We start from the raw sequence: 26,206 nt of genomic DNA on the forward strand, positions 1-26,206 counted from the left end.
ATGTTGCGCTCAGGCGTTATTGCAAAAAAGATGGGCATGACCCGTTTGTTCATGGAAGACGGCAAGCAGATTCCTGTGACCGTTCTTCAGCTCGACAAACTTCAGGTTGTTGCACAGCGTACCACCGAACGGGACGGCTACACAGCTGTTCAGCTTGGCGCAGGTACAGCCAAGGTTAAACGGACATCGGCACCCATGCGTGGTCACTTTGCTGCGGCAAAGGTTGAACCAAAGCGTAAGGTTGCGGAATTCCGCGTTGACCCGGAAGCCATGTTGAATGTTGGCGAAGAAATCATCGCCGATCATTACTTTGCCGGTCAGTATGTTGACGTTGCAGGCACATCCATCGGTAAAGGTTTTGCCGGTGCGATGAAGCGCCACAACTTTGGCGGTCTGCGTGCGACACACGGTGTTTCCGTGTCTCACCGTTCGCACGGTTCCACCGGTCAGTGTCAAGATCCCGGTAAGGTTTTCAAAGGCAAGAAGATGGCCGGTCACATGGGTTCCGCCCGTGTTACCACTCAGAACCTTGAAGTTGTCAAAACCGACACCGTTCGTGGTCTGATCATGGTCAAAGGTGCCGTTCCCGGTTCCAAAGGTGGTTGGGTGACTGTCAAGGATGCGGTTAAGAAACCGTTCCCCGAGAACGCCATTCTGCCTGCCGCTCTGCGCTCCGCCGCGGAAGAAGCACAAAAAGCCGCTGAAGAAGCCGCCGCAGCAGCAGCTGCAGAGGCCGAAGCAGAAGCAGCACGTCTGGCTGAAGAGCAAGCCGCTCAGGAAGCTGCCGCATTGGCAGAAGCCGAAGCGTCCATCGATGCCGACAAAGCTGAAGCTGCCGATCAAAGCGAAACTTTGGACGAGACCAAGAAGGAAGGTGACGAATGAAACTTGATGTCATCAAACTCGACGGCGGTTCAGCTGGATCGATCGACCTGGACGAGGCCCTGTTTGGTCTTGAGCCACGCGCCGATATCCTGCACCGCGTCGTCCGCTGGCAGCGTAACAACGCGCAGCAAGGTACGCACAAGGTCAAGACACGGTCCGAGGTCAGCTATTCGACCAAGAAGATCTATCGTCAGAAAGGCACCGGCGGCGCACGCCACGGCGCACGTTCTGCACCGATCTTCCGTTCGGGTGGTATCTACAAGGGTCCAACACCCCGTAGCCACGGCCATGAACTGACCAAGAAGTTCCGCAAGCTGGGTCTGCGCCACGCTTTGTCTTCGATGGCAAAGAACGGCAACCTGGTCATCATCGACGATGCAACATCCGATGGGAAAACGTCCGCACTGGCCAAGCAGGTTAAAAGCCTCGGCTGGAAGCGCGCGCTGATCATCGACGGTGCATCCGTAAATGAGAACTTCTTGCAAGCCGCGCGCAACATCGAAGGTCTGGATATCCTGCCGTCGGTGGGTGCAAACGTCTATGACATCCTCAAGCGTGATACACTCGTGATCACCAAAGCGGGGATCGAAGCACTGGAGGCCCGTTTGAAATGAGCACCAAGCACCAACACTACGATGTGATCCGCAAGCCGATCATCACCGAGAAGGCAACAATGGCGTCTGAAAACAACGCCGTCGTTTTCGAAGTGACAATGAACAGCAACAAGCCAATGATCAAAGAAGCTGTTGAAGCTCTCTTTGGTGTCAAGGTGAAGGCCGTGAACACGTCCATCACCAAAGGCAAAGCCAAGCGTTTCCGGGGCCAGATGGGCCGCCGTAAGGACGTTAAGAAGGCTTACGTTACGCTTGAAGAAGGCAACACAATCGACGTATCCACCGGCCTGTAATTAGCCCGGTTGACGTTACCGAAAGGCCCCTCGCTGCACAGCGAGGGGCCTTTTGCGTTTTCATGGGGGATTTGGGTATCGTGTCGCCTGCGATATCGACAGCTGATACTTAATCGCTTGTGTTCTGCCTCAATAGGGCAGATGGGTCGGGGGCAACGTTACCTCTATCGTCATCACTGCTCCTTACGGCTCAGTCTTTCGATCTATGAATGACCTAGCCGTCCTGCCGCATTTCGCGGGCAGTTTTATAAGGAATACGATAATGGCTACTGGCACAGTAAAATGGTTCAACTCCACTAAAGGTTTTGGTTTTGTAGCACCCGAGGGTGGCTCAAAGGACGTTTTCGTCCACATCTCCGCTGTTGAGCAAGCAGGCCTGACCGGTCTGTCCGATGATCAAAAGATTACTTTCGACATCGAATCCGGCCGCGACGGTCGTGAATCAGCGACAAACATCAAACTGGCGTAAGCCGGCGCGTCCCTGCGGGGGCTTATGACTGAGTTTGAAGGGGGCGTGCCTGTAAGGGGTGCGCCCCTTTTTGCTTGGCCGTCATCCCACTGTTGCGCCCCTTTTCTGGTCAAGGACCGGAACAATGCGCCAAACGCCGCGTTCACAAAGGTAACTACAACTTAACCGTGCCCGGTAGTCTATCGGTTCTTGATGATTTTTGGATGCGTTCACAGGGCTAAAGGAAAAGACCATGAGTAATTCTCAAACTTCATCTGCCAACGATATGTCGACGCAGGAAAAGATCCTGGCAAATGTCGATCCCGGCGATTTCGCCTGGGCCGTCCCGATCATGCGGGCAGGCTATGCAGGGCGCGGATTGGTCTACCTTGTCGTCGCGGGCATCTCGCTCTGGTCCATCCTGCGCGGCGGTCAGGCCGAGGGCACCAAATCGGCGATGCAGTCTTTGGATGGTACCTTGGGCGTGATCGTTGTCGTCGCGATTGCTGTCGGTATGTTTGCCTATGCGATATGGCGCATGGTCGACAGCTTTTGGGATCTCGAGGCCTATGGCTCCGATGCCAAGGGCGTGGTGGCGCGCGGCGGCATGCTGGTCACTGGTTTGATTCACGGTGCGATTGGCGTCATTGCCATCACGATCCTCGGCTTTGCGTCGTCCGGGTCCAGCAGCAAACAGATGCTTAACGAGTTTTTGAAGACGACAACGGGTGTTTGGGTTGTCGGTTTGGTCGGCGTCGCAACGATGGGCACCGGTATTTACTATTTCTACAAAGCCAAAAGCCAATCCTACCGAGAGAAGCTTGAGGCTAATCACTTTACGTTGCATTGGAATCCCGTCCTGCGGGCAGGTGTGGCGGCACAGGGGATGGTCGTGCTGATCATCGGCGGGTTGATCGTCTACGCTGCGCTCAGCACCAACGCGTCCGAGGCAGGCGGTATCGGCTCTGCCTTTGACTGGCTGCACAAGCAGGCTTACGGCCGGGTTCTTGTCGCGGCACTGTGCAGCGGGCTGATGGGGTTTTCCCTGTTCTGCTTCGTGAACGCCGGCTACCGGATTGTCCCCAAGGCAGCCGACGATTCGGTTCAAAGCCTGGCCCGGAAAATCAAGCAGATGGCTTCTTAAGCCGATCTGCAGTAGGCGGGGGCGCGGTGTGTCGCTTATATTTGGCGACTATTGCTGTCTGGTGCCTTGACCCTCCGCCGAACCTCCCCTAAACGACCCCATCGGCAACGCCCCGGATTCGTCCGGGGCTGTGTTGTTTTGCGCATCGGTGGGTTTCACTCGCCTTGCGCTGGTCCGGCAAAGGGATTCTTTGCCAGACGTCTTACATTGGGGACCTTCGGGGCCCTATAACCATCTCGGCCTCAACATGTTGAAGTCGGGCACAAGCAAAACGGAAGACAGAAAACATGGCACTAAAGTCGTATAAACCGACGACGCCAGGCCAGCGTGGGCTGGTACTGATCGACCGTTCGGAGCTTTGGAAAGGTCGCCCGGTTAAAGCCCTCACAGAGGGTCTTAGCAAGCACGGCGGACGGAACAACACCGGACGGATCACAATGCGTCGCAAGGGTGGTGGTGCAAAGCGCCTCTACCGTATCGTCGATTTCAAGCGCAACAAGCTGGACATGTCCGCGGTTGTCGCACGTATCGAATATGACCCTAACCGGACCGCATTCATCGCACTGATCCAGTACGAAGATGGCGAACAGGCTTACATCCTGGCCCCACAGCGCATTGCTGTCGGCGACAAGGTAATTGCATCGGCCAAGGCCGACATCAAGCCTGGTAACGCCATGCCATTCTCGGGCATGCCTATCGGTACGATCATTCACAACATCGAAATGAAGCCAGGCAAGGGCGGTCAGATCGCTCGTGCAGCCGGTACCTACGCCCAGTTCGTAGGCCGTGATGGTGGATACGCTCAGATCCGTTTGTCCTCGGGCGAACTGCGTCTGGTACGTCAGGAGTGTATGGCCACCGTCGGTGCCGTATCGAACCCTGACAACTCCAACCAGAACTACGGTAAAGCGGGCCGCATGCGTCACAAGGGCATCCGTCCTTCGGTACGTGGTGTTGTTATGAACCCGATCGATCACCCACATGGTGGTGGTGAAGGCCGTACATCGGGTGGTCGTCACCCTGTTACGCCTTGGGGCAAGCCAACCAAGGGTGCAAAAACCCGCAACAAGAACAAAGCGTCCAGCAAGCTTATCCTACGCTCGCGTCACGCCAAGAAGAAGGGGCGTTAATAGATGTCTCGTTCAGTATGGAAAGGTCCTTTTGTTGACTCTTATGTCCTCAAAAAGGCCGAAGCCTCCCGCGAAAGCGGTCGCAGCGAAGTGATCAAGATCTGGTCGCGCCGTTCAACGATCCTGCCACAGTTTGTTGGCCTGACGTTCGGTGTGTACAACGGTCACAAGCATATCCCAGTAAACGTCAGCGAAGAGATGATCGGTCAGAAGTTTGGTGAATATTCGCCAACACGGACCTATTATGGTCACGCAGCCGACAAAAAAGCGAAGCGGAAATAAGCCATGAGCAAGGATAAAAATCCCCGCCGCGTGGCCGACAACGAAGCCCGTGCAAAACTGCGCATGCTTCGTACAAGCCCGCAGAAACTGAACCTCGTCGCCGCAATGATCCGCGGCAAGAAGGTGGACAAGGCCCTCACGGACCTGACCTTCTCGAAAAAGCGGATCGCAGCAGATGTGAAGAAATGCCTTCAGTCCGCGATTGCGAATGGTGAGAACAACCACAACCTCGACGTAGATGAATTGGTCGTTGCCGAAGCTTATGTCGGTAAGAACCTGATCATGAAGCGTGGTCGTCCACGGGCACGTGGCCGTTTCGGCAAGATCATCAAGCCGTTTTCGGAAATCACGATCGTCGTGCGTCAAGTTGAGGAGCAAGCCTGATGGGTAACAAAGTAAATCCGATCGGTATGCGTCTTCAGGTCAACCGCACCTGGGACAGCCGCTGGTACGCCGATACGAAGGACTACGGTGATCTTCTTCTTGAAGATCTCGCCATCCGTGCCTTCATCAAGAAAGAATGCGCTCAGGCCGGTATCGCCCGTGTGATCATCGAACGCCCACACAAGAAGTGCCGCGTTACGATCCACACAGCACGTCCCGGTGTGATCATCGGCAAGAAAGGTGCAGACATCGAAGGTCTGCGTCTGAAGATTGCCAAGATGACCAAGTCTGACCTGCACCTCAACATCGTTGAAGTTCGCAAGCCAGAACTGGACGCCGCATTGGTTGGTGAATCCATCGCACAGCAGCTGGAACGCCGGGTGTCTTTCCGCCGCGCCATGAAGCGTGCGGTTCAGAACGCCATGCGTATGGGTGCCCTTGGTATCCGTGTGAACGTCGCCGGTCGTCTGGGTGGTGCAGAAATCGCGCGTACCGAATGGTACCGTGAAGGCCGCGTGCCGCTCCACACTCTGCGTGCCGACATTGATTACGCGCATGTCGAAGCGATGACTGCTTACGGCATCATCGGGATCAAGACCTGGATCTTCAAAGGCGAGATCATGGAGCATGACCCGGCGGCACGTGACCGTAAGGCACAAGAAATGCAAGACGGTCCAGCACCACGCGGTGCCGGCGGTCGGCGCTAAAGGGGGAATGAAAGATGCTACAACCAAAGCGTACGAAATTCCGCAAACAGCACAAAGGCAAAATCAAGGGTCTTGCAAAGGGCGGGTCTGACCTGAACTTTGGTACCTTTGGCCTGAAGGCTCTGGAGCCTGAGCGTGTAACAGCGCGTCAGATCGAAGCTGCACGTCGTGCCATGACGCGTCACATGAAGCGTCAAGGCCGTGTCTGGATCCGGATTTTCCCGGATCTGCCAGTCACATCGAAGCCTACCGAAGTCCGTATGGGTAAAGGTAAAGGTTCCGTTGATTACTGGGCATGCCGGGTCAAGCCTGGTCGTGTGATGTTCGAAATCGACGGCGTCAACGAAGACATCGCTCACGAGGCCCTGCGCCTTGCCGCGATGAAGCTGCCGATCAAAACACGCGTAGTGGTCCGCGAGGACTGGTAATCGCGTCGGTTTCACCCGCCCTACGCAGGGTGGTCGAAACTTACCAACGCGTATCAATACAAAAGCCCCCGCTGAGAGATCAGCGGGGGCTTTTTCTTGTCTGGCTCCGACTTTATGTCGAGAGCAGTTCAATCGACACCACTTGCTTGGCCGTTTATCTGTTCCGTGTGAAATGGAGTGGTCTCACCCTTGTCAAGGGCAGCGCTAAACGTCTCACGCGGCCGGAGGTTGACAATCCAATCAAGTCAACGAGTTCACTGGCCAACGTCCACCTCCGGGTCTAGGGTAGTGGAAAGACCACTTAACACACAAAGGTCACTCTCCCAATGAAACACGTCCCCAAGCCAACCACAGACGAAGACCTCATCAAAGAGTTTCTCAACAAAGGTGGTACCATCAAGAAGGGGAAGACCAAGCCGATGCCGGATGATCTTGGCCTGAGTAACAATCAGTGGGGCAATAAGATGACCAAGGAAGAGAAGGCCGTGGTCAAGGAGCAGGAAGAAGCGCGGAAGAAGCGATAGGGTGGGGCAAGCCCACCGGTCCCGTTAACTTGCCACCAACATCGCGTGGGTTTCAGCCACCCTACGCCCAGGCGTAATTGAACGAGACCGAAATACGGTCTTCTTCCGCCATGTTCATCGGCACCTCGTGACGCAGCCAGCTTTCCCAAAGCAGGACATCACCGACCACCGGTTTGGCATAGACGAACTGCCGGAGTTCTTGCGGAGCGTCTTTCAGCCGACCGGGCGCGGCCATCATCATCGGCAGGCGCGGGTCTTCGAGCTTGAGCGCGCTCGTGCCTTCGGGCATCGCGACATAGGTCGTGCCGGAAATTGCCGAATGCGGGTGAATGTGCGCGGTGTGGATTCCGCCTTCGGGCAGGATGTTGATCCAGATGTCCTCAAGCTTCAGCTTGCGCCCGTCCAGATCAAAGGCAAGATCCTTGGCGAAGGCTTTCACATGCTTATCCAGGGCTTTTTTGACCGTCTTGAAGATCGGAAAGCGCCACGGCAGGTCGGTCAGGGACGCATAGCTGGTGTAGCCGGGGAAGTCATTTTGGTCGCACCACTCCTGGCCGGCCTCGTCATCTTCCGCGATGCTTAGGCAGGCGGCCTCCAGCTCTGACGGGTCGACGGGTTTGCCGTGCTCGGACAAAGGGGCGCGGTACAGGCGGGTGACGAAAAGGGAATCTATCTGTGACATGGGGACTTTCTATACGAGCGGGGACGGGGTGGCGATAGGTTTTGCGCAAAGGTTGCTTGCCAAGCGGATGTAACGGCTATAGAGGAACCTTTCACATGAACTCCACCAGAATCATGGTCACCCATAAGGGGCCTACTGGTGATGTCGAAAGGAACAGGCGATGAACGCCAAGGAACTGAACGACAAGACACCCGACCAGCTTCGGGATGAACTTGTTAACCTGAAAAAAGAATCCTTCAACCTGCGTTTTCAGCAAGCCACAGGCCAGCTGGAAAACCCCGCACGTTTGAAGACCGTCAAGCGTGACGTCGCACGTGTCAAAACCATTCTGAACCAGAAAGCCGCAGCCGCGGCCTCTGCTGAATAATAGGAGCCTGAGAGTATGCCCAAACGTATCCTGACAGGCACCGTGACAAGCGATGCCAACGAACAGACCGTAACCGTATCCGTAGAGCGTCGCTTTACGCACCCGGTTCTCAAGAAGACCATTCGTAAGTCCAAAAAATACCGGGCCCACGATGAGAACAACACATTCAAAGTGGGCGACAGCGTTCGCATCATCGAATGTGCACCAAAGTCGAAAACCAAACGTTGGGAAGTGCTGCAAGCCGCTGAGGCCTAAAGCGCTCACTGTTCTGGCTGTTGGCCTCTGTTTCCCTTGACTCTGAGGGACGCAGGGGCCAAACGCACGGACGAGATGCCCATCATGGGCAGACCAATATAATCGAAACCCTGGGGATCGGGCACGCATCGCCCCCCAGAAGGTCGGGAGAAACCAAATGATCCAGATGCAGACCAACCTGGATGTTGCTGACAACAGCGGCGCTCGCCGTGTTCAGTGCATCAAGGTACTGGGTGGTTCCAAGCGTAAATACGCATCCGTCGGCGACATCATTGTCGTGTCGGTAAAGGAAGCCATCCCTCGCGGTCGTGTGAAAAAGGGTGACGTGCGTAAAGCCGTCGTCGTTCGCACCGCCAAAGAAGTACGTCGCGACGATGGCACAGCCATCCGTTTCGACCGTAACGCGGCCGTCATCCTGAACAACAACAACGAGCCAGTAGGTACACGTATCTTTGGACCGGTTGTTCGCGAACTGCGCGCGAAAAACTTCATGAAAATTATCTCGCTTGCGCCGGAGGTGCTGTAATGGCTGCTAAACTTCGCAAAGGTGACAAGGTCATCGTGCTTGCTGGCAAGGACAAGGGCAAGACAGGCGATATCACGTCCGTCGATCCCAAATCCAACAAAGCCGTCGTAGCCGGTATCAACATGGCAATCCGCGCCACGCGTCAGTCCCAGACGTCGCAAGGCGGCCGTATTCCCAAAGCGATGCCAATCGATCTGAGCAACCTGTCGCTGGTTGATGCCAACGGCAAGGCAACACGCGTTGGCTTCAAGATTGAAGGCGACAAGAAAGTGCGCTTCGCAAAAACCACGGGGGACGTGATCGATGCTTGATACTGCAACCTACACACCCCGCCTCAAGGGCGTTTACAACGACACGATCCGTGCCGCCCTCAAGGAAGAGTTCAGCTACAAGAACGGCATGCAGATCCCACGTTTGGACAAGATTGTTCTGAACATCGGTTGTGGTGCTGAAGCTGTTCGTGACAGCAAGAAAGCCAAATCCGCTCAGGAAGACCTGACAACGATTGCCGGCCAGAAAGCCATGACCACGATGGCGAAGAAATCCATCGCGGGTTTCCGTGTTCGGGAAGACATGCCTTTGGGTGCGAAAGTTACCCTGCGTGGCGACCGGATGTACGAATTCCTTGATCGTCTGATCACGATTGCAATGCCTCGTATCCGCGACTTCCGCGGCATCAACGGCAAGAGCTTTGACGGCCGTGGCAACTATGCCATGGGCTTGAAAGAGCACATCGTGTTCCCTGAAATCGACTTTGATAAAGTTGATGAAACCTGGGGAATGGACATCGTGATCGCCACTACGGCGAAAACCGACGCTGAAGCGAAGGCACTGTTGAAAGCATTCAACATGCCCTTCAACTCATAAGCGCGGGAAGGATTTAGATATGGCTAAGAAATCCATGATCGAGCGCGAAAAGAAGCGCGAAGCACTGGTGAAGAAGTTTGCAGCCAAGCGTGCTGCACTCAAGGCAATCGTAAGCGACCAGGAAAAGCCAATGGAAGAGCGTTTCCGCGCGTCCTTGGCTCTGGCGAAACTGCCACGCAACTCCAGCGCCGTGCGTTTGCACAACCGCTGCCAGTTGACTGGCCGTCCGCATGCTTACTATCGCAAACTGAAAATTTCGCGGATCGCGTTGCGGGATCTTGGCTCGAGCGGCCAAATCCCCGGCATGGTCAAGTCGAGCTGGTAAGGAGCGCATCAGATGAACGATCCTATCGCAGATATGCTGACACGCATCCGTAACTCTTCGATGCGCGGCAAATCCACAGTCATGACCCCGGCTTCCAAGCTGCGTGCATGGGTATTGGACGTGCTCGCAGACGAGGGCTACATCCGTGGTTATGAAAAGATGACAGGTGCCGATGGCCACCCTGCCATCGAAATCAGCCTCAAGTATTACGAGGGCGAACCTGTAATTCGCGAATTGAAGCGGGTTTCCAAGCCCGGTCGTCGCGTCTACATGGGCGTCAATGACATTCCCGTTGTCCGTCAGGGCCTTGGTGTGTCGATTGTCTCCACCCCCAAGGGTGTGATGTCGGATCAGAATGCACGCAGCCACAATGTTGGCGGCGAAGTGCTCTGCACCGTATTCTAAGGAGAGCAAAATGTCTCGTATTGGTAAAAAACCGGTCGACCTGCCAGGCGGTGTTTCTGCATCCGTGAGCGGCCAGACCATCGAAGTCAAAGGCCCAAAGGGTACACGTACCTTCAAGGCAACTGACGACGTTACAATGACTGTCGAAGACAACGTGGTGACAATTTCCCCACGCGGTAAGTCCAAGCGCGCGCGCCAGCAGTGGGGCATGAGCCGCACAATGGTCGAAAACCTTGTTACCGGCGTTACTTCCGGCTTCAAGAAAGAGCTTGAGATCCAGGGTGTTGGTTATCGTGCTGCCATGAACGGCAACACGCTGCGCCTGAACCTGGGCCTGTCGCACGACGTTGACTACATGCCACCAGAAGGCGTGACAGTCACAGCCCCGAAACAGACCGAGATTGTGGTAGAAGGCATTGACGAACAGCTTGTTGGTCAAGTCGCTGCGAACATTCGCGCTTGGCGCAAGCCCGAGCCCTACAAGGGCAAAGGTATTCGCTACAAGGGTGAGTTCGTCTTCCGCAAAGAAGGCAAGAAGAAGTAAGGATAGCACAGATGGCAAACAGCAAAAGACAACTGTTTCTGAAACGCCGCCTGCGCGTTCGGAACAAACTTCGTCGGGTCAACGCAGGGCGTCTTCGCCTTTCGGTTCACCGCTCGAACAAAAACATCAGCGCCCAGCTGATCGACGACGTAAACGGGGTCACATTGGCCTCCGCTTCGACGCTCGAAAAGGATTTGGGTGTTGTCGGCAAGAACAACATCGAAGCAGCGACGAAGGTCGGTTCGGCAATTGCCGACCGCGCCATCAAAGCCGGTGTTACCGAAGCATATTTTGACCGTGGCGGCTTCTTGTTCCACGGCAAAGTAAAGGCTTTGGCCGATGCAGCCCGCGAAGGCGGTCTGAAAATCTAAGACAGCGTAGGCGGCACGCGATGTGCCGCCTCGATGATCCGGGGGCCTTCGGGACTCACCAGGATTGACCAAGAAAGGCGCTTGCGCCGTACCAAAAGGATGATGCCGCATGGCAAGAGATGACAACCGGGGTGGCAATCGCCGCAACCAGCGCGAAGAGACTCCAGAATTCGCAGACCGCCTTGTGGCGATCAACCGTGTTTCCAAGACCGTTAAGGGTGGTAAGCGTTTTGGCTTCGCCGCACTTGTGGTTGTTGGTGACCAAAAAGGCCGCGTCGGCTTTGGTAAAGGTAAAGCGAAAGAGGTTCCTGAAGCCATTCGCAAAGCCACAGAGCAGGCCAAGCGTCAAATGATCCGCGTGCAGTTGCGCGAAGGTCGGACGTTGCACCACGACATGGAAGGCCGTCACGGGGCCGGTAAAGTGGTTATGCGGACAGCACCAGAAGGTACCGGTATCATCGCCGGTGGTCCAATGCGTGCCGTTTTCGAAATGCTGGGCATCAAGGACGTCGTGTCCAAGTCCATCGGTTCGCAGAACCCTTACAACATGATCCGCGCCACGATGGACGGTCTGCGCAAGGAATCCTCCCCTCGCGCCGTTGCACAGCGTCGCGGCAAAAAGGTGGCGGACATCCTGCCCAAGCGTGAGGACAATGTTGAATCGTCCGCACAAGTCGCTGAGGAGGCATAAGCATGGCCAAGACTATCGTAATCAAGCAGATTGGCTCTCCAATCCGCCGCCCCGCCGACCAGCGCGCCACGTTGATCGGTCTGGGTCTGAACAAGATGCACCGTGTCCGCGAGTTGGAAGATACACCTTCCGTACGCGGCATGATCCGCAAGATCTCTCACATGGTTGAGATCGTCGAAGAAAAAGGCTAACCGATTTTTTTCGAAAAATCGGACCGGGGTTTTCAAAACTCCGTGCCTAGATCAAAGCGCCTCGCAGGAAACTGCGGGGCGTTTTTTGTTATTGGTGTTGTTAACCTTTCGTTAACGATTACGGTGAGCTGCGGATGATTTTTTCCGCATTTCACTGGAGTTAATCGTGACGTATTTTTCTATATTGTCTTTGATCCTGGCCGTTTCTTTGCCGCAGAATGTGTTTGCCGCGTCTGCACCGAAAATTTCTGCTGAACAGATATCTCATGGTGGTGGCTGCCGAAAATCTTCCCCACCGGGGCAATGCTGCCACGGCGGGTCAAAGCCGGTGCATTGCCACTGACGCTGATCAAGTGCATTAACAGCAGGTTGCGCGGGGTGGGGCTTGATCCTGATCCTTACCCCGTCTATACGCCCCCAGTGGCCACCAATCCGCCACAAGAATCATGAAACGCCGCGTTTGGCCGCTCCCGTCGCTGGGGGTCACATCCGGCAAAAGGAGAAGCGACATGAAACTGCATGAACTTTCAGACAACCCAGGTGCAACGAAACCACGCAAGCGTGTTGGTCGCGGTCCTGGTTCCGGCACCGGTAAGATGGGTGGCCGTGGTATCAAAGGTCAAAAATCCCGTTCGGGTGTAGCGATCAACGGCTATGAAGGCGGTCAGATGCCTTTGTACCAACGTCTTCCCAAGCGCGGCTTTACCAAGCCGAACCGGAAAGAATATGCAGTCGTAAACCTGGGCCTGATCCAGAAGTTCATCGACGCGAAAAAGATCGACGGTTCCGCCGCGATCACCGAAGATGCGTTGATCTCTTCCGGTCTGGTCCGTCGCAAGCTGGACGGTATCCGTGTTCTGGCCAAAGGCGACTTTTCCGCCAAGATTGACCTGCAGGTCACAGGCGCGTCGAAGTCGGCAGTTGAAGCAGTTGAGAAAGCTGGCGGCAAACTGACCGTCACAGCACCTGCCGCGGCGACCGCAGAAGCGTAAACAAACCGTTTTGCCTTGTGAGCGGGCTGCGTCCCGCTTACATAGTCAATCGAGTTTTCCCAAATGCCGCCCGCCGGAAAACGGCTTGGGCGGCGTTTTTGCAAAGAAAGAGCCTCTATCATGGTATCAGCCGTCGAAAGCATGGCCGCCAACACCAGTTGGTCCGCGTTGGGCAAGGCAACCGACCTGCGCAACCGGATCCTGTTCACACTGGGTTTGCTGATCGTCTACCGCCTTGGCACATTTATTCCGGTTCCCGGGATTGATGGCACCGCCTTGCGCCAGTTTATGGAAAGCGCGGGACAGGGCATCGGGGGCATGGTTTCGATGTTCACGGGTGGTGCTCTTGGCCGTATGGGTATCTTTGCCCTTGGCATCATGCCTTACATCTCGGCGTCGATCATCGTTCAGTTGATGACATCGATGGTCCCCGCGCTTGAGCAGCTCAAGAAAGAGGGCGAGCAGGGGCGCAAGAAAATCAACCAGTACACACGGTTCGGTACGGTCGCACTGGCGACGTTGCAGGCCTATGGCCTGGCGGTCTCGCTCGAGGCCGGAGACATTGCTGCTGACCCTGGTATGTATTTCCGCATGGCGTGTATGATTACACTTGTCGGCGGCACCATGTTCCTGATGTGGCTGGGGGAACAGATCACCGCGCGCGGCATCGGCAACGGCATTTCCTTGATCATCTTCGTCGGTATTATTGCAGAAGTCCCCGCAGCCATCGCTCAGTTCTTCTCGTCCGGTCGCTCCGGTGCGATCAGCCCTGCCGTGATCGTTGGCGTTCTGGTTATGGTGATTGTCACCATCATGTTCGTGGTGTTCATGGAACGCGCTCTTCGCAAGATTCACATCCAGTACCCGCGGCGTCAGGTCGGTCAAAAGATGTATGACGGCGGCTCTTCTCACCTGCCTGTCAAAGTGAACCCTGCAGGTGTTATCCCCGCGATCTTCGCCAGCTCGCTTCTGCTGCTGCCCGTTACGATCAGCACGTTTTCGGGTAACTCCACGGGTCCGGTCATGTCGGTTCTGTTGGCGAACTTTGGTCCCGGTCAGCCGCTGTACCTTCTGTTCTTCGTCGCGATGATCGTGTTCTTTGCGTATTTCTATACGTTCAACGTCAGCTTCAAGCCTGATGAGGTTGCAGACAACCTCAAGAACCAGAACGGTTTCGTGCCCGGTATTCGCCCCGGCAAGAAAACAGCCGAGTATCTCGAATATGTCGTTAACCGGGTTCTCGTTCTAGGTGCCGCTTATCTTGCTGCCGTCTGTATCTTGCCCGAAATCCTACGGGGCCAGTTTGCGATCCCGTTCTACTTTGGTGGCACTTCTGTGCTGATCGTCGTGTCAGTAACAATGGACACCATCCAACAGGTGCAAAGCCATTTGCTTGCCCATCAATATGAAGGTCTGCTTGAAAGGTCGCAGTTGCGCGGCAAGTCCGGCAAGCCTCGCAAAAAACGGAGCCCAGCACGTAAATGAACATAATTTTGCTAGGACCGCCCGGCGCGGGCAAGGGAACACAGGCACGTCATCTGGTCGAGACGCGCAATATGGTTCAGCTTTCGACGGGGGACATGCTGCGCGAAGCGAAAGACAGCGGCACCGAGATGGGCATGATGGTTGCCGATGTCATGGCGCGCGGTGATCTGGTCACGGACGAAATCGTGATCGGACTTATCCGCGAAAAGCTTGAAGACAAGTCGGAACACGGCGGGTTTATCTTTGACGGGTTCCCACGGACACTGGCACAGGCCACCGCCTTGGGCGAATTGCTTGAGGCCACAGGGCAGAAGCTTGACCACGTGATCGAGCTTCGGGTGAATGACGATGCGCTGGTCAAGCGGATTTCAGGTCGATCGACCTGCGGACAGTGCGGTGAAGTCTATCACGATGTGACCAAGCCCCATCCGGAAGATGGCAAATGCGTCAAGTGCGGCGCTTCGGATTTCAAACGCCGTGCGGATGACAACGAAGAAAGCCTGCGCAACCGGCTGATGGAATATTACAAAAAGACGTCGCCGTTGCTTGGCTATTACTATGCACTTGGCATGCTCAAGCGGGTGGACGGTCTGGCGGACATGAAGGTGGTTCAAGCCAGTATCGCGGCGATCCTGGACAACTAAGCATTTTCTTCCGGAAATCTGCACAGTTTATTCAAACGGCGTTGGTTCTTTGGATCAACGCCGTTTTTTGGTGGATTGGTCCAGGTCGGCGGCAGGGCCAGAATACCCCCGACGGGCGGCGGTATCCGCCTACCAACTTAAACTGTCGGTGGATTTCCCGTCACGGGTTGACGCTGCGGTGAAATACTCATAACCAGCCCTATCTCTTAAGAGAATCGACTTGCAACGGGATCGATTAATCCCGACGCATGAACACCTGATCAGCTGCAGCCCGGTGGCAAGAAAACGCCTCGGGCTTCACGTTGTGAAAAAAGGGTCTGGTATCACGGACCCGCAACGAAAAAGGAATAGCACACGTGGCACGTATTGCCGGCGTAAACATCCCGACTGCAAAGCGGGTTCCAATCGCCCTCACATATATCACTGGTATCGGTAACTCTTCTGCTGCGCAAATCTGCGAAGCAGTCGGTATCGACACTACCCGTCGTATCAACGAACTTTCGGATGCAGAAATCCTGAAAATTCGTGAATACATCGACGAAAACTTCTCTGTTGAAGGCGACCTGCGTCGCGAGACACAGATGAACATCAAGCGTCTGATGGACCTTGGTTGCTACCGTGGCCTGCGTCACCGTCGCAACCTGCCAGTTCGTGGTCAGCGCACCCACACCAACGCTCGTACCCGCAAAGGCCCCGCTAAGGCCATTGCCGGCAAGAAGAAGTAAGGGAGGGTCTGACCAATGGCACGCGAAAAGACAAAGACGAAGCGTAAGGTTTCCAAGAACATCGCCGCAGGTGTGGCGCATGTTAATTCCAGCTTCAACAACACCAAAATTCTGATCTCTGACGTTCAGGGCAATGCAATTGCATGGTCTTCGGCAGGCACAATGGGTTTCAAAGGGTCGCGCAAATCGACACCTTACGCAGCCCAGATGGCGGCAGAAGATGTGGGCAAGAAAGCACAAGATCACGGCGTAAAAACGCTGGAAGTCGAAGTGCAAGGCCCAGGTTCGGGTCGTGAAAGTGCGTTGCGCGCTTTGGCGGCTGCCGGTTTCAACATCACGTCGATCCGTGATGTGACGCCAATGGCACATAACGGCTGTCGCCCCCCAAAGCGCCGCCGCGTCTAAGACCATATACTTTTTATGGGGTCGTGCTTTTGCGCACGGCCCCGTACTGCTTTTCTGAAACCTCGGGAGTTTCTTCGCCGTTTGGACATGGGGCAAGGGACAAGAATGGAGGGACGTATGATCCACAAAAATTGGGCTGAATTGATCAAGCCACAGCAGCTGGACGTAAAGCCGGGCAATGACCCGGCGCGCCAGGCCACTGTGGTCGCAGAACCGCTTGAGCGCGGCTTTGGTTTGACAATGGGCAACGCGCTGCGCCGCGTTTTGATGTCGTCGCTTCAGGGCGCGGCCATCACTTCTGTACAAATTGACAATGTTTTGCACGAGTTTTCCAGCGTTGCTGGTGTGCGTGAAGACGTTACCGACATCATCCTGAACCTCAAGGGCGTTTCCTTGCGCATGGAAGTCGAAGGGCCAAAGCGCCTGTCGATTTCAGCAAAGGGTCCGGGCGTCGTAACGGCGGGTGACATCTCTGAAAGCGCCGGGATCGAGATCCTTAACCGCGATCACGTGATCTGCCATCTTGACGACGGTGCCGATGTCTACATGGAACTGACCGTGAATACCGGTAAGGGCTATGTCGCAGCGGACAAGAACAAGCCGGAAGATGCGCCAATCGGTTTGATCCCGATCGATGCAATCTATTCGCCAGTGAAAAAAGTGTCCTATGACGTGCAGCCGACCCGCGAAGGTCAGGTGCTGGATTATGACAAACTGACGATGAAGGTCGAAACGGACGGGTCCATCACGCCGGATGACGCGGTCGCATTTGCGGCACGCATCCTGCAGGACCAGCTGGGCATCTTCGTCAACTTCGACGAACCTGAATCTGCCTCGCGTCAGGACGACGACGACGGTCTGGAATTCAACCCGCTGCTTCTCAAGAAAGTAGACGAGTTGGAACTGTCCGTGCGGTCCGCCAACTGCCTGAAGAACGACAATATCGTGTATATTGGCGATCTGATCCAGAAGACCGAAGCCGAAATGCTGCGCACGCCAAACTTTGGCCGCAAGTCCTTGAACGAGATCAAGGAAGTGCTGTCGGGCATGGGTCTGCACCTTGGTATGGACGTCGAGGACTGGCCACCGGACAACATCGAAGACCTTGCCAAGAAGTTCGAGGATTCGTTCTAAGAATTCATGTGGTGGGGAGCGATCCCCGCCACATGCAAGACTGGGCCAACAGGGCCCCAAGGAGAGTTGGCGCTACGCACGCCAGCCAGACAAAGCAAAACCGCCCGTAGAGGGCCTATCGTTGGAGAAAAGAAATGCGTCACGCACGTGGTTACCGCCGTCTGAATCGTACACATGAACACCGCAAGGCGTTGTTTGCGAACATGGCAGGCTCGCTCATCGAACATGAGCAAATCAAGACAACATTGCCCAAGGCAAAAGAACTGCGCCCCATCATCGAAAAGATGATCACGCTTGCAAAGCGCGGCGATCTGCACGCACGCCGTCAGGCCGCGTCCAAGCTGAAGCAGGACAAGTATGTTGCGAAACTGTTTGAAATTCTCGGGCCACGCTACGCCGACCGCCAAGGTGGTTACGTTCGCGTTCTCAAGGCTGGTTTCCGTTATGGCGACATGGCACCTATGGCCATCATCGAATTCGTAGATCGCGACCGCGACGCGAAAGGTGCTGGCGACAAGGAACGTGTTGCTGCCTATGAGATGGCTGAAGACTGAAGCCACCAGACCGTTACAATTTAGGAAAGCCCCTGGCAGTGTCGGGGGCTTTTTTTATGCCTTCGGCGAGGATTTTGAACCATTTGGAATATGGGTGTTGCGGAACCTCCTGGGGCTGCGCATATCATGAGGGATGAGACATATCCTGCTATTCCTCGCGCTGATCGCGTTTCCCGTACATGCGCAGACGGTTCCGACCTCTGCCATGCAGATGCAGCTAAGCTTTGCGCCCCTGGTCAATCAGGCAACCCCTGCCGTTGTAAACATCTACACGCGGACCATCGTGCAAAGCAGCCGGACGCCATTGCAGTCCGATCCGTTTTTTGAACGGTTCTTTCGCAGACCCGGGGCAGGGCAGCCGCGGGTGCAAAACTCGCTTGGCTCTGGTGTGATCCTGTCCGAAGACGGCATCGTAGTGTCGAACTATCACGTCGTGGGCATGGCCACCGATATCCGGATTGTTCTGGCAGACCGCCGCGAATTTTCTGCGAAGGTTCTGCTAAGTGACGCCGAGAGCGACCTTGCCATCCTTAAGATCGAAAACGTTGACGGATTATCCTATTTGCCGCTGCGCGATAGTGACGAGGTGGAAGTCGGCGAGTTGGCCTTGGCCATCGGGAACCCCTTCGGCGTCGGCCAGACGGTTAGCAGCGGGATCGTATCTGGATTGGCGCGATCGGGCGGTATGAATGGCGGCGGTCAGGGCTATTTCATCCAGACGGACGCGCCGATCAATCCTGGCAATTCGGGCGGCGCGCTGATCGATATGGAGGGCGCGCTGATGGGCATCAACACGTCCATCCTAACGCGGTCGGGGGGATCAAACGGGATCGGGTTTGCTATTCCGGCCAATTTGATCAGGGCCTTCGTCGATCAGGCCCGCAGCGGGGCGGAACGGTTCCTGCGTCCGTGGGCGGGGATGAGCGGTCAGCCTGTTGATGCTGATATGGCCGCTCCGCTTGGGTTGGACCGGCCCGGTGGGATCATCGTGTCGGGCTTGCATCCGGTAAGCCCCTTTCTTGCCGGTGGTTTTCTGGTGGGCGATGTCATCACGGCGGTAAATGGGCAGGACGTGAACACGCCCGCTGAAATGGTCTACCGGATGAGCGTGAGCGGCCTGGGGAACGAGGCTGTTGTGACGCGGTTGCGCGATGGTGAAATCCAGGACCTGAACGTTGCGTTGATCGCGGCCCCCGAAACGCCGTCGCGTGATGCGGTGACCCTGGATGAACGCAGTCTGCTTCCGGGGCTCGCCTTGGCACGGATCAACCCGGCTGTCCTTGCAGAGTTGAACCTGTCGCTTGAGGTGGAAGGCGTGGCGGTTATGGAGCCGGGTGCATACGGCTTGCAGGTCGGGCTGCGGCCGGGCGACGTGATCTTGGCGCTGAACGGACGGGATGTGGAAACGCCGTCGCAGGTTCGGGATGCCTTGAAAGGTCAACGTCAGGTCGCGATGGTCGTGCAGCGCGGGACCCAAAGGCTATCATTGCGGTTCAGGATATAACCATGGTTGATCTGTTCGACAGTGGTGCCGCCAAGCCGGAGGGGGGGCATCGCCCCTTGGCCGATCGTTTGCGGCCCAAGACGCTGGCCGAGGTGATCGGCCAGGCGCAGGTGCTGGGGCCGGACGGGCCTTTGACGGTGATGTTGCAATCGGGGTCCTTGGGGTCATTGATCTTCTGGGGGCCGCCCGGCGTGGGCAAGACCACCATCGCCCGGCTTCTGGCGGACGAGACCGATCTGCATTTCGTGCAGATCAGTGCGATCTTCAGCGGTGTCCCCGAGTTGCGCAAAGTGTTCGAGGCGGCCAAGATCAGGCGGCAGAATGGCCGCGGCACCTTGCTGTTTGTAGACGAAATCCATCGTTTCAATAAAGCGCAGCAAGACGGCTTTCTGCCCCATATGGAAGACGGCACCATCCTGCTGGTCGGTGCAACGACCGAAAATCCTTCGTTCGAACTGAATGCCGCCGTGCTCAGCCGCTCTCAGGTGCTGGTGTTGGAGCGCTTGCCGCTTGCCGATCTGGAACGGCTGGCACAGCGGGCCGAGGTCGAGCTGGGAAGATCATTGCCGATCAATGGCCCTGCGCGCGAAAGCCTGCTTGAAATGGCCGACGGCGACGGGCGGGCATTGCTGAACTTGATCGAACAGGTCGCGGCCTGGAAAGTCGACAAGCCGCTGGATGGCAAGGCGCTGTCGGCGCGTCTGATGCGGCGGGCGGCGCAATATGACAAGGGCGGGGATGCGCATTACAACCTGATCTCTGCCCTGCATAAATCGGTGCGTGGCTCTGATCCGGATGCAGCTCTTTATTGGCTGGCGCGGATGCTTGAGGGCGGGGAAGACCCGCGTTACCTGATGCGGCGGATCACGCGGATGGCCGTCGAGGACATCGGGCTGGCCGACCCGCAGGCGCAGGCGATCTGCTTGCAATCATGGGAAACCTACGAGCGGTTGGGCTCCCCCGAGGGGGAATTGGCCTTGGCACAGGCTGTGACCTATCTGGCGCTGGCCCCGAAATCGAACGCGGCTTATGTGGCGTACAAGGCGGCGCGCGCTGCGGCGAAGCAGACCGGATCAGCGCCGCCGCCCAAACATATCCTGAATGCCCCGACCAGCATGATGAAGGATCAGGGGTATGGTGCCGGGTATGCCTATGACCACGACGCCGAGGACGGGTTTTCAGGGCAAAACTACTTTCCCGACGGGATGGCGCGGCCGCAGCTGTATCAGCCGGTGGAGCGCGGGTTCGAGCGGGATTTGAAAAAGCGCCTCGATTACTTTGAAAAGCTGCGCAGCACGCGCAAAACTTGACATTCGGTGCGCAAACCGTGAGAGACCGCAGATGATTTCTACCCTGTTCCTTGTGGCCATCGGTGGGGCTATCGGTGCGTCTCTCCGGTTCGTGTCCAGCGTGGCGGTATTGCGCGCATTCGGCCCGCAGGACTTTCCCGTCGCCGTACTTGGCGTGAACATTCTGGGATCGTTCCTGATGGGGCTGTTCGTCGTGTTTGCCACACAAAAGGGGCTGACACAGTACAGCCCCTTCGTGATGACGGGCATGCTTGGCGGGTTCACGACGTTTTCTGCGTTTTCGCTGGAAACGGTAACATTGATCGAGCGCGGCCAGATCGCATCGGCAGGGATATATGTGGCACTGTCAGTCGGTCTGTCGGTGCTGGGATTAATGCTGGGCCTGTTTGTGGCCAGAGGAGTATTTGCATGAGCCGGGTTCAGAACCTGATCATTGAGCAGGGCGACGGAGATCAGCGGTTGGACCGCTGGTTCAAGCGCATGTTTCCGTTAATCAGCCAGGGGCGCATCGAAAAGATGTGCCGCAAAGGCGATATTCGGGTTAATGGCGGACGGGTCAAAGCGTCGACACGGCTAGAGGTGGGGCAGGAAATTCGCATTCCGCCGCTGCCCGATACCGAAGCCCCGCCACCACCAAAGCGCACGCGGATTTCGGACGCGGATGCCAAGTTCATCCGGTCCTGCGTGATTTACCGTGACGATTACATCATCGCGCTGAACAAGCCTCCGGGTTTGCCAGTGCAGGGCGGGTCGGGTCAATCCGACCGCCATGTCGATGCATTGGCAGATGCGCTGATGTTCGATCTGGATGAAAAGCCGCGCCTGGTGCATCGCCTGGACAAGGATACCTCCGGTGTCTTGATAATGGCGCGCACCCGGTCGATCGCAGCTGATTTGACTTCGTCTTTCCGGCACCGTCAGACCCGCAAGATTTACTGGGCCGCTGTCGCGGGCGTACCGCACCCCAAGAACGGGACGATCAAGTTCGGTCTGGTCAAGGCCTTCGGTCACGGGGCACGGGGCGAGGGCGAAAAGATGTATTGCGTCCACCCCAAGGACATGGACACCACCGAAGGGGCCAAGCGCGCCACAACCGATTACGCCACTCTGGCGCAGGCTGGCACGCGCACCTGCTGGGTTGCGCTGATCCCGGTGACGGGCCGCACGCACCAGCTCCGCGCGCATATGGCCGAGATCGGGCATCCGATTGTCGGTGACGGAAAATATGGTGGCTCCGGTCAGGAAAACATGGGTGACGGATGGGGTGCCCAACTGGGCGGCGACATCTCTAAAAAGCTGCATTTGCATGCGCGCTCGCTCACGCTCGAGCATCCGGTGACAAAGGCGACGCTGAACCTGATCGCGCCGATGCCGGATCACATGGTGCGCACATGGGATACGTTCCAATGGTCGCCCTCTGACGTGCCCGCCGACCCGTTCGAAGAGGACTGGGGGTGAGCGGACCCTTGCGTCTGGTGATCTTTGATGTCGACGGAACGCTGGTCGACAGTCAGGCGGATATTCTGGCCGCTTTTGCGCAGGCCTTTGCCGTCGTGGGGCGGCCTGTGCCCGAGCCAAAAGATGTGATGGCGATTGTCGGTCTGTCGCTGGATGTCGCAGTCCGACGTCTGGTGCCGCAGATCAGCGACGCCGACTGTGCCGCCGTGGTTGAGGCGTATAAGGATGCCTATGTCGCCTTGCGGGCCTCGATGCCCATCTCCCATTCTTCTCCGTTCTATCCCGGCGCTCGTGACGTTTTGGACCGGTTGCAGGCGATCCCCGAGGTGTTGTTGGGCATTGCCACCGGTAAATCCCGGCGCGGTCTGGATCATCTGATCAAGGGCCATGGGCTGGAGGGGCTGTTCGTGACCCAACAGGTTGCCGATTTCCATCCGTCAAAACCGCACCCTTCGATGATCTTGCAGGCTATGGCCGATGCGGGCGTTGATGCGTCACAGACGGTGATGGTCGGTGACACGAGCTATGACATGGAAATGGCCGCCGCCGCCGGGGTGGCTGGCATCGGGGTCAACTGGGGCTATCACGCCGCCGAAGCCCTTGGTGCCGCGCGCCACGTGATCGACCGGTTCGATGAATTGCCCGGCGTCTTGGACAAAATCTGGAGCCTTTGAAATGAGCGATTGGAAAGCGAAGCGTTTTTGGACGACTGCGCAGGTGGTTGCGGCAGAAGGTGGCTATGCTGTCGAACTGGACGGCCGCCCCCTGAAGACACCTGCCAAGCGTAGTCTGATCGTCCCCACGGAACAGATGGCGCAGGCCGTCGCCGCCGAATGGCAGGCCCAAGAGGGCACAATTGATCCGCGCACCATGCCCTGTACCAAGACCGCGAATGCCGCGCTGGACAAGGTGGCGATCCAGCACGCCGAAGTCGCAGACATGTTGGCGGCATATGGCGATTGCGATCTGCTGTGTTACCGCGCCGACAGCCCGCAGGAACTGGTGGAACGTCAAAACGCGCTGTGGGACCCGATGCTTGACTGGGCGGAAGAGGCGCTTGAGGTTCGGCTGGCCCCGCGTGTGGGCATCATGCACGTGCCCCAAGACGCCGCTGTGGTCGCCCGTCTGACGGACCGCACCCATGCCCTGGACAAGTTTCAACTGGCCGCGTTCCATGATCTGGTCAGTCTGTCGGGATCGCTGGTCTTGGGATTCGCGGCGACCCTGAATGCCCGCGATACGGATACGCTTTGGGATCTGTCACGCCTGGACGAGATCTGGCAGGCCGAACTTTGGGGCGCGGATGACGATGCAGAGGCTTTGGCCGCAGTGAAAAAGGCAAGCTTTGAGCATGCAAAGTTGATGTTTGACCTGTCATCGCCGCCTGCGCCTTAAAATCAGGCTTACGCCAGCGTCAAGCGGCTGTTTTTTAGGCTCGCAGGCTTGACGTTCAGGCGCAAATCCGCCCAAACTCCGGATCACCAATTGGGTAATCCCTAAATGGTCCAACTCCGACCCAAAAAAGGCGTCGGTTAAACCGCCCAGAAACGTGGTGGAAACTCAGGAAGAGGTAACAATGAATAAATCCGTATTTTTTGGTGCGATGACAGTTGCTGGCCTTGTGGCCGGTGCGTCTGCCGCAGCAACACTTGACGACGTAAAAGAGCGTGGCAAGCTGAACTGTGGTGTGACCACCGGTCTGGTTGGCTTTGCCGCACCAAACGCCAATGGCGAATGGGAAGGCTTTGACGTTGCAGTATGTCGTGCTGTTGCAGCAGCCGTTTTCGGTGATCCAACAGCTGTAGAATTCATCCCCACAACCGGCAAAACACGCTTTACCGCGCTTGCCTCGGGCGAGATCGACTTTCTTGCACGCAACACCACATGGACGTTCAGCCGCGATGTCGACCTGAAGTTCGACTTCATCGGCGTCAACTACTACGACGGTCAGGGCTTCATGGTACCAAAGGCATTGGGCGTTTCGTCCGCCAAGGACCTGGACGGCGCGACTGTCTGCATTCAGACCGGTACAACGACCGAACTGAACCTTGCCGACTTCTTCCGTGCGAACAACATCTCGTATGAGCCCGTGCCAATCGAGACAAACGCCGAAGGCCAGCAGCAGTACCTTGCCGGTGCATGCGACACCTACACAACAGACGCATCCGGTCTGGCATCCACACGTGCCACATTCGAGACGCCTGGCGATCACATCATTCTGCCGGAAATCATCTCGAAAGAGCCTTTGGGTCCGCTGGTACGTCATGGCGACAACGACTGGGGTGACCTGACACGTTGGGTTTTGTACGCTTTGATCGCAGCTGAAGAGCTGGGCGTGACATCTGCAAACGTCGAAGAGATGGCAACAAGCACAACCAACCCCGAAGTTGCCCGCCTGTTGGGTGCCGAAGGTACGTTGGGTGAAATGCTGGGTCTCAGCGCTGACTGGGCCAAGAACGCAATCGCGTCCCAGGGCAACTACGGCGAAATCTTTGCCAAGAACATCGGCGAAGAGACACCAATCGGTCTGGCCCGTGGCCTGAACGCACAGTGGACAGACGGCGGCCTGATGTACGCGCCTCCTTTCCGCTAAATACAGTACCAAGGGGCGCGGTTCATGCCGCGCCCTTTGCGCCTTCGAGACCAAAAAAACAAACCCGGCCAGTGACATCAAAATGATGCACGCCAATCAGGTCCGGAACACAGGGATAATCTGATGACGACAATGTCCGACCCTCAACAGGGATCGTTCCGGCTGTCGATGTTGCTGAACGACACCCGGTATAGATCCTACACTTTCCAGTTTATCGCTTTGATGCTGCTGATCGCGTTGATGGCCTTTTTGGGTATCAACCTGGTGCGCAACCTTGCAGAGGCCGGACTTAATATTTCATACGACTTTCTGGGCGTGCCTGCGGGTTACGATATCAACCAGACATTAATCGACTATAACAGCCAATCCACAAACCTGCGGGCTGCAGTGGTCGGGATCATCAACACGCTGTTGGTTGCATTCCTCGCCTGTTTGACCGCGACCATTCTGGGCGTGATCGCCGGTGTGGCCCGTCTGTCGAACAACTGGCTCGTGTCCAAGTTGATGGCGGTTTATGTCGAAATCTTCCGCAACATCCCCGTGCTGATCTGGATCCTCATGATCTACACGCTGATGACTGCGGTGCTGCCTGCGCCCAATGCGTTCCGCGGTGACAACCCCAGTTCCAGCATGCTTTTCGATGCTTTCGCCTTTACCAACCGCGGTGTCTACATTCCTGCGCCTGTCTGGGGGCCGGGGTCGATGATTGTGGTTGCGACGTTTACCCTGTCGATCATCGCCGTTTTTCTCTATCGTCGATATGCGGTGAAATTGCTGTTTGAAACCGGCAAGCTGCTGCCACTGGGCTGGCCGACGCTGGCCATCCTGATCGTGCCGACGCTGCTTGTGTTCTTTGTCATGGGCAGCCCCATCGGGCTGGATTATCCGGCACTACGCGGTTTCAACTTTCAGGGCGGTCTCCAGATTGGTGCACCGTTGATCGCACTTTGGCTGGCCTTGTCGGTATATACCGGGGCCTTTATCGCTGAAAACGTCCGTGCGGGCATTCAGGCGATCTCGAAAGGGCAAACCGAAGCGGCGGCGTCCCTCGGCCTGCGTCCAAAGCGCGTGATGAACCTTGTGGTACTGCCCCAAGCGCTGCGGGTGATCATTCCGCCGCTGATTTCGCAGTACCTGAACATTACCAAGAACTCGTCCCTGGCGATTGCCGTGGGCTATGCGGACATCACTGCGACGCTGGGCGGGATTACCCTGAACCAGACGGGCCGCGCGATTGAATGCGTTCTGCTGCTGATGCTGTTCTATCTCACGATCTCGCTGTCGATTTCCGCGATCATGAACGTCTACAACAATAACGTCAGCCTGAAGGAGCGGTAAG

General features: G+C 56.7%; 38 protein-coding genes. 37 read left to right on the forward strand and 1 reads right to left on the reverse strand.

The features are described from left to right. The 11 genes from rplC (at position 1) to RGAI101_RS15560 (ending at position 6,839) form a co-directional block, all read left to right on the forward strand. On the forward strand, positions 1–885 hold the full coding sequence (gene rplC / locus RGAI101_RS15510; protein WP_008228958.1) for a 50S ribosomal protein L3: 885 nt from the start codon (positions 1–3) through the stop codon (positions 883–885). After that, positions 882–1,499, forward strand: coding sequence for a 50S ribosomal protein L4 (gene rplD, locus RGAI101_RS15515; protein ID WP_008227670.1), 618 nt, complete (start codon positions 882–884; stop codon positions 1,497–1,499). The genes rplC and rplD overlap by 4 nt, the downstream gene beginning before the upstream one ends. Next, a complete protein-coding gene (locus RGAI101_RS15520; protein ID WP_008229453.1) occupies positions 1,496–1,792 on the forward strand; it encodes a 50S ribosomal protein L23 in 297 nt (98 codons plus the stop codon). Before rplD ends, RGAI101_RS15520 begins: the two co-directional genes overlap by 4 nt. A 262-nt stretch (positions 1,793–2,054) precedes the next feature. Further along, entirely contained in the window at positions 2,055–2,261 is a 207-nt protein-coding gene (locus tag RGAI101_RS15525) for a cold-shock protein (RefSeq protein WP_008228625.1), read from the forward strand. A 232-nt stretch (positions 2,262–2,493) separates the two neighbouring features. Then, positions 2,494–3,384 (forward strand): DUF1206 domain-containing protein, encoded by an 891-nt coding sequence (locus RGAI101_RS15530; protein ID WP_037228488.1) that lies wholly within the window; start codon positions 2,494–2,496, stop codon positions 3,382–3,384. A gap of 287 nt (positions 3,385–3,671) precedes the next feature. Further along, entirely contained in the window at positions 3,672–4,514 is an 843-nt protein-coding gene (rplB, locus tag RGAI101_RS15535; protein WP_037228490.1) for a 50S ribosomal protein L2, read from the forward strand. 3 nt (positions 4,515–4,517) lie between these two features. Beyond that, positions 4,518–4,796 carry a 30S ribosomal protein S19 gene (gene rpsS / locus RGAI101_RS15540; protein WP_005849833.1) on the forward strand — a complete coding sequence of 93 codons (279 nt, stop codon included), beginning with the start codon at positions 4,518–4,520 and terminating at the stop codon, positions 4,794–4,796. A gap of 3 nt (positions 4,797–4,799) precedes the next feature. Then, the gene (rplV, locus tag RGAI101_RS15545) at positions 4,800–5,180 is read left to right on the forward strand and encodes a 50S ribosomal protein L22 (protein WP_008228597.1); all 381 of its coding nucleotides are present in this window, start codon (positions 4,800–4,802) and stop codon (positions 5,178–5,180) included. After that, positions 5,180–5,887, forward strand: a complete 708-nt coding sequence (rpsC, locus tag RGAI101_RS15550) for a 30S ribosomal protein S3 (protein ID WP_037228493.1) — start codon at positions 5,180–5,182, stop codon at positions 5,885–5,887. The genes rplV and rpsC overlap by 1 nt, the downstream gene beginning before the upstream one ends. 14 nt (positions 5,888–5,901) lie before the next feature. After that, positions 5,902–6,315: a 50S ribosomal protein L16 gene (gene rplP, locus RGAI101_RS15555; RefSeq protein WP_008226768.1), complete on the forward strand. Its 414-nt coding sequence runs from the start codon at positions 5,902–5,904 to the stop codon at positions 6,313–6,315. 326 nt (positions 6,316–6,641) lie between these two features. Further along, complete coding sequence (locus tag RGAI101_RS15560) at positions 6,642–6,839, forward strand: hypothetical protein (protein WP_008227038.1); 198 nt, start codon at positions 6,642–6,644, stop codon at positions 6,837–6,839. A 61-nt stretch (positions 6,840–6,900) separates the two neighbouring features. Here RGAI101_RS15560 and RGAI101_RS15565 read toward each other — a convergent pair whose 3' ends face one another. Beyond that, positions 6,901–7,521 carry a TIGR02466 family protein gene (locus RGAI101_RS15565; protein WP_008229113.1) on the reverse strand — a complete coding sequence of 207 codons (621 nt, stop codon included), beginning with the start codon at positions 7,519–7,521 and terminating at the stop codon, positions 6,901–6,903. Positions 7,522–7,681: 160 nt separating this feature from the next. Here RGAI101_RS15565 and rpmC point away from each other — a divergent pair, with 160 nt between their 5' ends. The 26 genes from rpmC to RGAI101_RS15695 all read left to right on the forward strand — a co-directional run bounded on the left by rpmC (position 7,682) and on the right by RGAI101_RS15695 (position 26,205). Next, positions 7,682–7,888: a 50S ribosomal protein L29 gene (rpmC, locus tag RGAI101_RS15570; RefSeq protein WP_008229144.1), complete on the forward strand. Its 207-nt coding sequence runs from the start codon at positions 7,682–7,684 to the stop codon at positions 7,886–7,888. A gap of 15 nt (positions 7,889–7,903) precedes the next feature. Continuing rightward, a complete protein-coding gene (rpsQ, locus tag RGAI101_RS15575; RefSeq protein WP_008224956.1) occupies positions 7,904–8,143 on the forward strand; it encodes a 30S ribosomal protein S17 in 240 nt (79 codons plus the stop codon). A 157-nt stretch (positions 8,144–8,300) separates the two neighbouring features. After that, the gene (gene rplN / locus RGAI101_RS15580) at positions 8,301–8,669 is read left to right on the forward strand and encodes a 50S ribosomal protein L14 (protein WP_007118848.1); all 369 of its coding nucleotides are present in this window, start codon (positions 8,301–8,303) and stop codon (positions 8,667–8,669) included. Continuing rightward, a complete protein-coding gene (gene rplX / locus RGAI101_RS15585) occupies positions 8,669–8,980 on the forward strand; it encodes a 50S ribosomal protein L24 (RefSeq protein WP_008227338.1) in 312 nt (103 codons plus the stop codon). The genes rplN and rplX overlap by 1 nt, the downstream gene beginning before the upstream one ends. Beyond that, positions 8,973–9,536: a 50S ribosomal protein L5 gene (gene rplE, locus RGAI101_RS15590; RefSeq protein ID WP_008229301.1), complete on the forward strand. Its 564-nt coding sequence runs from the start codon at positions 8,973–8,975 to the stop codon at positions 9,534–9,536. The genes rplX and rplE overlap by 8 nt, the downstream gene beginning before the upstream one ends. Positions 9,537–9,555: 19 nt before the next feature. Beyond that, positions 9,556–9,861 carry a 30S ribosomal protein S14 gene (rpsN, locus tag RGAI101_RS15595; RefSeq protein WP_008224904.1) on the forward strand — a complete coding sequence of 102 codons (306 nt, stop codon included), beginning with the start codon at positions 9,556–9,558 and terminating at the stop codon, positions 9,859–9,861. A gap of 12 nt (positions 9,862–9,873) precedes the next feature. Then, a complete protein-coding gene (rpsH, locus tag RGAI101_RS15600) occupies positions 9,874–10,266 on the forward strand; it encodes a 30S ribosomal protein S8 (protein ID WP_008225584.1) in 393 nt (130 codons plus the stop codon). A 10-nt stretch (positions 10,267–10,276) separates the two neighbouring features. Continuing rightward, positions 10,277–10,810, forward strand: coding sequence for a 50S ribosomal protein L6 (gene rplF, locus RGAI101_RS15605; RefSeq protein WP_008227780.1), 534 nt, complete (start codon positions 10,277–10,279; stop codon positions 10,808–10,810). Between the two features lie 11 nt (positions 10,811–10,821). After that, positions 10,822–11,181: a 50S ribosomal protein L18 gene (gene rplR, locus RGAI101_RS15610; RefSeq protein WP_008228122.1), complete on the forward strand. Its 360-nt coding sequence runs from the start codon at positions 10,822–10,824 to the stop codon at positions 11,179–11,181. Between the two features lie 109 nt (positions 11,182–11,290). Continuing rightward, positions 11,291–11,872 (forward strand): 30S ribosomal protein S5, encoded by a 582-nt coding sequence (gene rpsE / locus RGAI101_RS15615; RefSeq protein ID WP_008226686.1) that lies wholly within the window; start codon positions 11,291–11,293, stop codon positions 11,870–11,872. Positions 11,873–11,874: 2 nt separating this feature from the next. Next, positions 11,875–12,063: a 50S ribosomal protein L30 gene (gene rpmD / locus RGAI101_RS15620; protein WP_008226433.1), complete on the forward strand. Its 189-nt coding sequence runs from the start codon at positions 11,875–11,877 to the stop codon at positions 12,061–12,063. A gap of 509 nt (positions 12,064–12,572) precedes the next feature. After that, positions 12,573–13,055 (forward strand): 50S ribosomal protein L15, encoded by a 483-nt coding sequence (gene rplO, locus RGAI101_RS15625; protein ID WP_037228501.1) that lies wholly within the window; start codon positions 12,573–12,575, stop codon positions 13,053–13,055. Between the two features lie 120 nt (positions 13,056–13,175). After that, positions 13,176–14,540, forward strand: a complete 1,365-nt coding sequence (gene secY, locus RGAI101_RS15630) for a preprotein translocase subunit SecY (RefSeq protein WP_037228504.1) — start codon at positions 13,176–13,178, stop codon at positions 14,538–14,540. Then, the gene (locus RGAI101_RS15635) at positions 14,537–15,184 is read left to right on the forward strand and encodes an adenylate kinase (protein ID WP_008225610.1); all 648 of its coding nucleotides are present in this window, start codon (positions 14,537–14,539) and stop codon (positions 15,182–15,184) included. Before secY ends, RGAI101_RS15635 begins: the two co-directional genes overlap by 4 nt. 356 nt (positions 15,185–15,540) lie before the next feature. Continuing rightward, positions 15,541–15,909, forward strand: coding sequence for a 30S ribosomal protein S13 (gene rpsM / locus RGAI101_RS15640; RefSeq protein WP_008226165.1), 369 nt, complete (start codon positions 15,541–15,543; stop codon positions 15,907–15,909). A gap of 15 nt (positions 15,910–15,924) precedes the next feature. Then, positions 15,925–16,314, forward strand: a complete 390-nt coding sequence (gene rpsK / locus RGAI101_RS15645) for a 30S ribosomal protein S11 (protein WP_008226467.1) — start codon at positions 15,925–15,927, stop codon at positions 16,312–16,314. A gap of 117 nt (positions 16,315–16,431) precedes the next feature. After that, positions 16,432–17,448: a DNA-directed RNA polymerase subunit alpha gene (locus RGAI101_RS15650; RefSeq protein WP_008228472.1), complete on the forward strand. Its 1,017-nt coding sequence runs from the start codon at positions 16,432–16,434 to the stop codon at positions 17,446–17,448. Between the two features lie 134 nt (positions 17,449–17,582). Continuing rightward, on the forward strand, positions 17,583–18,002 hold the full coding sequence (gene rplQ, locus RGAI101_RS15655) for a 50S ribosomal protein L17 (RefSeq protein WP_037228508.1): 420 nt from the start codon (positions 17,583–17,585) through the stop codon (positions 18,000–18,002). A gap of 133 nt (positions 18,003–18,135) precedes the next feature. Further along, on the forward strand, positions 18,136–19,506 hold the full coding sequence (locus RGAI101_RS15660) for a trypsin-like peptidase domain-containing protein (protein WP_008225716.1): 1,371 nt from the start codon (positions 18,136–18,138) through the stop codon (positions 19,504–19,506). A 2-nt stretch (positions 19,507–19,508) separates the two neighbouring features. Further along, complete coding sequence (locus tag RGAI101_RS15665) at positions 19,509–20,816, forward strand: replication-associated recombination protein A (protein ID WP_008225175.1); 1,308 nt, start codon at positions 19,509–19,511, stop codon at positions 20,814–20,816. A 31-nt stretch (positions 20,817–20,847) separates the two neighbouring features. After that, positions 20,848–21,228 (forward strand): fluoride efflux transporter CrcB, encoded by a 381-nt coding sequence (crcB, locus tag RGAI101_RS15670; RefSeq protein WP_008227009.1) that lies wholly within the window; start codon positions 20,848–20,850, stop codon positions 21,226–21,228. Continuing rightward, positions 21,225–22,274 carry an RluA family pseudouridine synthase gene (locus RGAI101_RS15675; RefSeq protein ID WP_008225995.1) on the forward strand — a complete coding sequence of 350 codons (1,050 nt, stop codon included), beginning with the start codon at positions 21,225–21,227 and terminating at the stop codon, positions 22,272–22,274. The genes crcB and RGAI101_RS15675 overlap by 4 nt, the downstream gene beginning before the upstream one ends. Further along, positions 22,271–22,948 (forward strand): HAD-IA family hydrolase, encoded by a 678-nt coding sequence (locus tag RGAI101_RS15680; protein ID WP_037228510.1) that lies wholly within the window; start codon positions 22,271–22,273, stop codon positions 22,946–22,948. The genes RGAI101_RS15675 and RGAI101_RS15680 overlap by 4 nt, the downstream gene beginning before the upstream one ends. A 1-nt stretch (position 22,949) precedes the next feature. Continuing rightward, on the forward strand, positions 22,950–23,669 hold the full coding sequence (locus RGAI101_RS15685) for an ATP12 family chaperone protein (RefSeq protein WP_008226459.1): 720 nt from the start codon (positions 22,950–22,952) through the stop codon (positions 23,667–23,669). Positions 23,670–23,850: 181 nt separating this feature from the next. Continuing rightward, the gene (locus RGAI101_RS15690) at positions 23,851–24,867 is read left to right on the forward strand and encodes an amino acid ABC transporter substrate-binding protein (RefSeq protein ID WP_008225785.1); all 1,017 of its coding nucleotides are present in this window, start codon (positions 23,851–23,853) and stop codon (positions 24,865–24,867) included. A gap of 123 nt (positions 24,868–24,990) precedes the next feature. Continuing rightward, positions 24,991–26,205 carry an amino acid ABC transporter permease gene (locus RGAI101_RS15695; protein WP_008228999.1) on the forward strand — a complete coding sequence of 405 codons (1,215 nt, stop codon included), beginning with the start codon at positions 24,991–24,993 and terminating at the stop codon, positions 26,203–26,205. The last annotated feature ends 1 nt before the right edge of the window (position 26,206 follow it).

The organism is Roseobacter sp. GAI101, from assembly GCF_000156335.1.
In the GTDB taxonomy this organism is placed as follows: domain Bacteria; phylum Pseudomonadota; class Alphaproteobacteria; order Rhodobacterales; family Rhodobacteraceae; genus Sulfitobacter.